This is a genomic window from Chthonomonas sp. (assembly GCF_035294165.1).
Lineage (GTDB): Bacteria > Armatimonadota > Chthonomonadetes > Chthonomonadales > Chthonomonadaceae > Chthonomonas.
Map to the genome: position 1 here is coordinate 1 of NZ_DATGLN010000070.1, position 2,736 is coordinate 2,736.

The window sequence follows — 2,736 nt, forward strand, 5'->3', positions numbered from 1 at the left end:
ATTTCGGCGTCTTGCATATCCGCAAAACGATGGTGACTGGCGGGGAGATGGCGCTGCTGTTCGCTTATCACGCTTGTCCCTCTATCCATTTAGTGTGGAATGAACCTGCCTAACAGGTTTAGGAAGCGTGGTCTGCAGATGCTTCAGCTTGCTAAAGGATAGACCTTTTGGCGTAAGCGAAAGCGAGCCGGCTACGACACCGGTCTGCAGACGTGGCGCTTACAACTTACATTATACAAGAGAATGGAACATAAAACAAGGGGTGCGGCAGAATCCGTAAAAAATTTTCTTACATTTGCAGCAGGGAACGGCACAGGAAGGTTTTTTCGCGGGATGGAGGCTCTTTTTTTTTGTTTCCATACGCAGAAGCGGCCACTTTCGTGCGTAAAGAGAAAGGGAGGAGATGAGATGAACTATGAGGTGATACGTGTAGAGGAGGAGGCCTTGCTTCGGGAGGCCTTTGCCGTGCGCCTAGAGGTTTTTGTGACGGAGCAAGGGGTACCGGAGGAGGAAGAACTAGACGCCTATGATTCTGAAGCCGTTCATTTCGTAGCAAAGGATAGAGACAGCAATAAAGTTATTGGCACGGCACGCTTGATTCAAAAATCGCCTGAAATTGGAAAAATAGGACGAGTCGCCGTGCTGTCCGAGCATCGGGGAAAGGGTGTCGGAACAAAAATTATGCAAGCAATCGAAAATTTTGCATGTGCAAGAAATTTACGTCACCTTGAGCTTGACGCGCAATTGCAGGCCATTCCATTCTACGAACGTTTAGGCTATACTGCTATGGGTGATATTTTCCTAGATGCCGGCATCCCACACCGCAAAATGAAAAAATCGCTCCGTAAAACAGAAATGGAAACCACAACAACATGACCGACGTCCTCGTGCTCCAGCACATCGAAATTGAGACTATCGGCACCATAGCACAGGCCTTGCAGGCTGGAGGCTTTTTGCCTCGTGTCGTGCATGCCTACGCCGAAGAACCCATTCCCCATGACCTCAGCTCCGCCGCCGGCCTCATCATTATGGGGGGGCCCATGGGCGTCTATGACAGCGCGCGCTACCCCTTCTTAGATGCAGAACAGCGCCTTATCGCCAAAGCTATCGAAGCTAATAAACCGATCTTGGGCATCTGCCTAGGCAGCCAGTTGCTCGCCGCCACGCTCGGCGCGGAGGTACGCAAAGGCGCCCAGAAAGAGATCGGATGGCATCGGCTCTCTCTTACCCCCGAAGCTGCCGCCGACCCGTTGTGGCAGAGCATCCCTCCCACATTTATGGCTTTTCACTGGCACGGCGATGTGTTCGATTTGCCGCAAGGCGCCGTGCCGCTTGCTTCCTCCGCCCTCACGCCCCATCAGGCCTTTCGTTACGGAGATAAAGCCTACGGCTTTCTGTTCCATATGGAGGTTAACGAGACGATGATCCAAGACATGGTTCGTACCTTCTCCGAGGAGGTTCAAGAGGCCGGAGGCGACGCGAATCAAATCCTTGCGGAGACGGCACAGCACCTAGCGCCTTTACACACGATAGGCCATCAGGTCTTCTCGCGTTGGGTCGCTCTTTTAAAACCATGAGGTGTTACTATGAACCCGATTGCCTTACCCCGCCACCGGCCCCTCCCAATGCGCCGGCAGCTTCTTCAAGCGCTTGGCCTTCCGCAAGGAAACCTGTTACTGCTTCTGTTACATAGCCCCACATGTCCGCATTGCCGAACTATAGAGGCGCAGCTACAAGAACGTCGTTCCCTATGGGAGGCATGGGGAACCCAAGTAGCCGTTCTTTATGAGGGAGGTGAGGGGATCGCCGTCCTCTGCCTCGACTTCCGAGGCTGCTTCATGGATGGCTGGACTTTGGTGCATCCCGATGAAGTGGATTGGCATGAGATAGAGGAGACGGTGCGTTGGGTTGCCATTCAGGAGCCGGAGTGCGGCACCTGCTCCGTCGATCCGGTGTGGGAGGAGAAGGATTGATTCCACGCCCTGACAAGGAAAGCATGAGGAAGAGGAGGAGTTGCGGCGGTTTTCCCAACACAATCCCTCCGATTTTCGCCAGCTTGCATTCTGCCCTTTGTTGGGGTAGAGTCTCTTCTGAAGACGAACTTTTGCAAGCAAGAAAGGCTATTTTATGGCGAAGTTGATTCTTTTGCGACATGGGCAGTCCCTCTGGAACCTGGAGAACCGTTTTACCGGTTGGGTGGACGTTCCTCTAACCCCACAAGGAGAACAAGAGGCCATTGAGGCCGGAGAGAAGATTAAGGCAGCAGGCATTCACATTGATAAAGCCTTCACTTCGGTGCTCGATCGCGCCAAACAGACCCTACGTCTCTGCCTTCATGCGGCCGGGCAAACGAGCGTGCCCACAGAGGAGAGCGAGGCCCTGAACGAGCGCCACTATGGCGACCTGCAGGGATTGAACAAGGCGGAAACGGCCGCGAAATTCGGTGAGGAACAGGTGAAACTCTGGCGCCGTAGCTATTCGGTTCGCCCTCCAGGCGGGGAGAGCCTGGCGGATACCGCCGCACGAGCTTTGCCCTATTTCTACGACAAAATTCTACCGGAAGTGAAAGCGGGAAAAAATGTGCTGGTTTCAGCACACGGGAATAGTCTGCGTGCCATCGTGATGAAACTCGATAATCTAAGTGAAGAGCAGGTCATTGACCTCAATATTCCTAACGGCGTGCCCATCGTTTACGAGATCGACTCGGAGGGTCGCCCTATCAGCAAAACGGAGCTT

The 2,736-nt window shown here is 53.5% G+C and carries 4 protein-coding genes; all 4 read left to right on the top strand.

Features of this window, described 5'->3' with window-relative positions; translation table 11 throughout:
* Window positions 1–408 precede the first annotated feature (408 nt).
* Complete coding sequence (locus VKV29_RS03370; protein WP_324199888.1) at window positions 409–876, top strand: GNAT family N-acetyltransferase; 468 nt, start codon at window positions 409–411, stop codon at window positions 874–876.
* Window positions 873–1,577: a type 1 glutamine amidotransferase gene (locus tag VKV29_RS03375; protein WP_324199889.1), complete on the top strand. Its 705-nt coding sequence runs from the start codon at window positions 873–875 to the stop codon at window positions 1,575–1,577. Before VKV29_RS03370 ends, VKV29_RS03375 begins: the two co-directional genes overlap by 4 nt.
* A 9-nt stretch (window positions 1,578–1,586) precedes the next feature.
* Window positions 1,587–1,973, top strand: a complete 387-nt coding sequence (locus VKV29_RS03380) for a hypothetical protein (RefSeq protein WP_324199890.1) — start codon at window positions 1,587–1,589, stop codon at window positions 1,971–1,973.
* A gap of 154 nt (window positions 1,974–2,127) precedes the next feature.
* A partial coding sequence (locus VKV29_RS03385) for a 2,3-bisphosphoglycerate-dependent phosphoglycerate mutase (protein WP_016483687.1) occupies window positions 2,128–2,736 on the top strand: 609 nt, incomplete at its 3' end.

What these genes read in the sequence shown, in the direction of transcription:
- VKV29_RS03380 (WP_324199890.1), top strand. Translation starts at nt 1,587, where the DNA reads ATGAACCCGATTGCCTTACCCCGCCACCGGCCCCTCCCAATGCGCCGG.
- VKV29_RS03375 (WP_324199889.1), top strand. Translation starts at nt 873, where the DNA reads ATGACCGACGTCCTCGTGCTCCAGCACATCGAAATTGAGACTATCGGC.
- VKV29_RS03370 (WP_324199888.1), top strand. Translation starts at nt 409, where the DNA reads ATGAACTATGAGGTGATACGTGTAGAGGAGGAGGCCTTGCTTCGGGAG.